A 4,657-nucleotide genomic window follows, 5' to 3' on the forward strand; every position below is an offset into this window, starting at 1 on the left:
ACGGACGAGACCTGCCCGAACAGTACGCACAGTCCAACCAGGACCACGCCCGTCAGCGCGCCCCCGGCGACCGCGCCTTCGCCCGGCTCAAGCAGTGAGCTTTTTCAGCTTTGCCTCTCGAGGGTGAGGATGGCTTTGATGATTGGCGTGAGCCGGTTGGGGCTGGTCCGGGCTTTGCGGAGGACCCGCCAGGTTTTGATTCGGGCGATTGCTCTCTCTGGGGCTCCGTCCGTTTCCCAGCCACCGTCCCATCACCCGATCAGTGGCCAAGTTGAAAATGCTCAGTGGAGCATCCTCCGCAAGGCCCGCTGCAGCACCAACACCATCAGCCAGATCGCCGCCGCTGTTCACACTCTCGAGACCGCCTGGCGATCAGGATGAGAAAGGTTCTGTGACAAAAAGGAAGATCGACCGTCGCAGGACAACAGGACATGAGGCTGCCGGGGGTATGTCGGTTGCGTTCGATGGCAGGCAACTACATTCGGTGTGCGGTCAGTTCCGCGGAGGGTTTTGTGCCGCTCGGGGTGCTGCCACCCGCGGAGGGCAGCCACCAGTTGGCCTGGCCGAGCAGCCGCATGACGGCCGGGACGAGCAACGCCCGGATTAAGGTGGCGTCCACAGCGATGGCGACGAAGATACCGATGCACAACTGTTTGACTGTCATGACGCCGCTGCTGGCGAAGATTGCACTGACCACCAGGACGACCAAGGCGGCTGCGGTGATGACCGGCGCGGACCGTTGTAGTCCGAGCGCGACCGCGGTGGTGTTGTCGCGGGAGATGTCGTACTGCTCGCGGATGCGCGAGAGCAGGAAGAACTCGTAGTCCATCGAGAGGGCGATCAACAGCAGCAGCATGATCACGGGTTGTGCCACGTCGATGTATCCGGTGCGGGATCCCCCGACCAGCCACAGCAGGTGCCCGTCCTGGAAGATCCACACCAGTGCGCCGAAGGCGGCTCCCAAGGACAGGGCGTTGACCATCAATGCCTTGGCGGGTAGAACGACCGACCGCAGCGCCACCAGCAGCACCAGGTAGGTGAACACCGTGATGTAGAGCATCACCCAGGGGAGCCGGTCGTACAGCAGGTCCAGGGTGTCGACGGACATCGCCGGCAGCCCGCCCACCAGCACCTCGCCTCCGGGCGGCGGGGGCATCGCGCGCATGTGCCGTACCAGGTCGCGCGTGGCCGGGTCGCCGGCATCGCCGACGTGAGCCACGTACACCACCGCGCTGTGCCGGGACTTGGCAGCAATGAACCCGGCGCTCGCGCCGGGCAACCGGACGAGTTTTCCGGCCCACGCCGTCAGGGCCTCTTGCCCGGCGGGGGTGTCCAGCCGTCCGGGCACGGTGACCACCACCTGAATGGCTTCCAGCCCGCTGAGCATGAAATCGCTGCGCAGACTGTCGGTCGCCACCCGGGCCGAAGCGTCGACAGGTAGCGTCCGCTGGTCGGGAAAGCTGACAGTGATGTGCCAGAACGGGGCGGTAAGCACCAACAGGAGCATGAGCACGCCGCCCACGTAGTGTCCGGGCCGGGCCATCACCGTCCGGGCCAGCTTGCCCCAGCCGTCACCGGCGGGCGAGCCCGTCCGGCGGCGCAGCCAGGGCAGTCGCCCGGCGTTGACCCGATGGCCCAGGATGGCCAGCGCGGCCGGCAGTGCGGTGATGCTGAGCATGGCGCTGACAGCGATGACGGCAGTCGCGCCCAAGCCGACCGAGCGCATCATACCGAGGGGGAAGAACAGGAATCCGACCGCGATGCCGCTCATGGTCAGTCCGGACAGGAAGACTGTGCGCCCGGCGGTGGCGCAGGTGGCCGTGACCGCGTCCGGCACACTGCCTCTGCGGGGGAGTTCCTCGCGGAATCGGCCGACGACGAAGAGCGCGGCGTCCACCCCCAGAGCCAGGCCCAGAGCTGTCACGAGGCTCACCGTAATGAACGAGATCTCCACCACATCAGGCAGCAGGCTCAGGAATCCCAGGGCGATACCGGTACTGAGCCCGCCGATGACCACCGGGAGCAGTGCGGCCACCAGGCTGCGGAAGATGAGCAGGAGAAGGAGAAAGACTACGGGAAAGGCGATGAGTTCGGCGCGGCGCACATCGGCCAGAGACCGTTTGGCGGCCTCGTCGATCAGTGCGACTGGCCCGGCGTACTGGATCTGGAAACCGTCGGCTCGCAAGGTCGCGCGCAGCCGGTGGAAGCTGTTCACCCGTTGCGCGTCGTCAGCTCCGGTGAGCAGGACCGCGACGGCCGTGGCGTGCCGGTCACGCGAGACCAGCACGGGCAGCCTGCGCGACCAGTACGTCATGGTGGAGACGACGGCTCCGTCCGGCATGGCCGACAGCGATTGCTCCACCCCGCGGCGGAACACCGGCTCGTCGGCCGTGTGGCGGGGGTGGCGGTAGATGACCAACGTGTCGGCACCACCCTGCCCGATCTGGTCTCGGACCGTCACTGCTGCCCGGTTCGATTCGGCGTCGGCGGCGATGAAGCCTCCGTAGCTCAGCCGGTCACCGATGCCGACGGCCGCGGTCAGGGCCAGCCCGGCCAGGACTAGCGGAACCAGCAGATAACCCCACTTGTGGCGGGCCGCGGACCGGCCCACAGCCGCGAACACGTGCTCAGTCCCCTGTCGGCAGTCGGCCTGCCGCCTCACTGAGTCGCCTCGCGACGCCCGTCGGGATTCCAGACCGATGCACCCGTGACCTCAATAGCGGAACTCCTGCGCGCAGCAGCAACTGAGCCTGGCGGGCGCGGCTGATTCGGGGTTTGGCGGTCAGGACGTCGTAGTCCCGCCGCTCGATCTCAGTGAGGTAGGAGCGGTAGAACACCAGTGAGGCTTTGAAGGAGCCCTGGCACTGGGGGTGCACCAGCTCAGGCAGGTCCGCGCCACGTTCGTACAGGGAATGAGCCCGGTCCACTTCGAACTTCACCAGGTCTCTGATGGCAGGCGTCATGCGTCCACGAGCCAGGTCCTGGCGGCTGACACCGAATCGGTCCAGGTCCTCCATCGGCAGGTAGGTCCGCCCGAGCCGCTGGTCCTCGGCGACATCGCGGATCATGTTGGTCCACTGCAGGGCCTGAGCAATCGCCGCCCCCTCTTCGCCCGCAGGCTGGCTCAACGGTCCCATGATGGCCAGAAACATGAGAAACGGGTCGACCGCCAAGAGGCGCAGATGATGCTGCACGTCTTCCCAGGTGGCGTACTCGGTGACACGCAGGTCCATCAGGTAGGCGTCCAGGAGCGATCTGACGAGGAATCTGGCGGAGGCAGGATCGATATCCCATGCGTCCAGGGTGTGGATCAGCGCGCGCGCACTCGGCTCGCACGAGTGCCCGGAATCAACGTCGGTCAGTACGACGTCACACCACTCACTGTACGCCCGCTGAGTCACCGCCGAGCCGACGCCGTCAACGAGCTCGTCGAAGTGGCGGGCGAATCCGTACACAGCCCACAAGTGCGGCCTCCTTTCCGGTGGCAACAGCAGGCTGCCCAGCCAGACGTCCTTGCCGTCCCCGAACGCCACGAGGAGTCGGCGGCAGAATTCATACGACTCACGCAACAACGGATCGTGGATGCCGGCGCTGGTCAACGCCATTCGGTCGAGGTACACAGCTGCCTCCTACCCTCGAGCTGCCCGCGGCAGCGGCTGCGGGTCGTTGACAGTTCCGAACGTGCGGTTGCGGCTCGCATACGCCGCGACCGCCTGACGCAGGTGCCGACGGTTGAAGTCCGGCCAGAGAGCATCGACGAATACGAACTCGGCGTAGGCGCACTGCCAGAGAAGGAAGTTGCTGACCCGCTGCTCACCGGCGCTGCGGATGAACAGATCGACATCCGGCAGGTCGGGCGCGTAGAGATAGCGGGCGACCGTCTGACTGTCGAGGGCAGCCGCGTCGAGGCTCCCGGCGGTGGCGTCTTCGGCGATGCGGCGGGCCGCGTCAACCAGCTCCGAGCGGCTCCCGTAGTTCAGGCACAGAGCGAGGGTGAGTCCGGTATTACCGGCGGTCAGCCGCTCCGTTGCCTCAAGTTCGGTGACCAGCTGAGGCGGCAATTTTGAATGCTGCCCCAGCCAACGGATCCGCACTCCGTGGGCGTGCAGTGCGTCCCGGCGCGTGCGCAGCCCGCGCCGAAAGAGCGTCATGAGGAATCGGCGTTCCGCCGGCGGGCGGTTCCAGTTCTCAGTGGAGAACGCGAATACCGTCAAGTAGCGGATGCCGATCTCAGCGGCGCCGGCGACCACATCCAGCAAGGCCCGTTCCCCGGCGGTGTGGCCCGCTGCGCGGGGCAGCCCGCGGGAGGTGGCCCAGCGACCGTTGCCGTCCATGACGATGGCGACATGTCGGGGCGGTGCCGACCCCAGCGGGGCAGCGGGGGGATCCACCGAGGAACGGGGTGTCCATGAGGGGTGGGGCGCTACCACTGGGTTGCCCGGTGATATCGGTTCGGTTGTGGCTGGTAGCTTTCGTCGCACAGTGCACCCCTGGTGTTGAGGGAGGGACAACGCTATGTGTCTCGACAGTTGATGAGGCGTTCGTTCGCAGGGCCCGGGGGGGGGGGGGGGGGGGGGGGGGGGGGGGGGGGGGGGGGAAAGGGGGGGGGGGGGGGGGGGGGGGGGGGGGGGGGGGGGGGGGGGGGGGGGGGGGCGTA

The 4,657-nt window shown here is 67.2% G+C and carries 3 protein-coding genes; all 3 read right to left on the bottom strand.

The annotated features are described in order from the left end of the window. Window positions 1-475: 475 nt before the first annotated feature. The 3 genes from ACZ53N_RS35720 to uppS are packed head-to-tail and all read right to left on the bottom strand — an operon-like array spanning window position 476 to window position 4,481. On the bottom strand, window positions 476-2,623 hold the full coding sequence (locus tag ACZ53N_RS35720; RefSeq protein WP_469144905.1) for an MMPL family transporter: 2,148 nt from the start codon (window positions 2,621-2,623) through the stop codon (window positions 476-478). Window positions 2,624-2,627: 4 nt separating this feature from the next. Further along, window positions 2,628-3,620 (bottom strand): phytoene/squalene synthase family protein, encoded by a 993-nt coding sequence (locus ACZ53N_RS35725; RefSeq protein WP_469144906.1) that lies wholly within the window; start codon window positions 3,618-3,620, stop codon window positions 2,628-2,630. A gap of 9 nt (window positions 3,621-3,629) precedes the next feature. Further along, window positions 3,630-4,481 carry a polyprenyl diphosphate synthase gene (gene uppS / locus ACZ53N_RS35730; protein WP_469144907.1) on the bottom strand — a complete coding sequence of 284 codons (852 nt, stop codon included), beginning with the start codon at window positions 4,479-4,481 and terminating at the stop codon, window positions 3,630-3,632. Window positions 4,482-4,657: the final 176 nt, after the last annotated feature.

The sequence above is a fragment of the Streptomyces sp. NPDC033229 genome, from assembly GCF_055576875.1.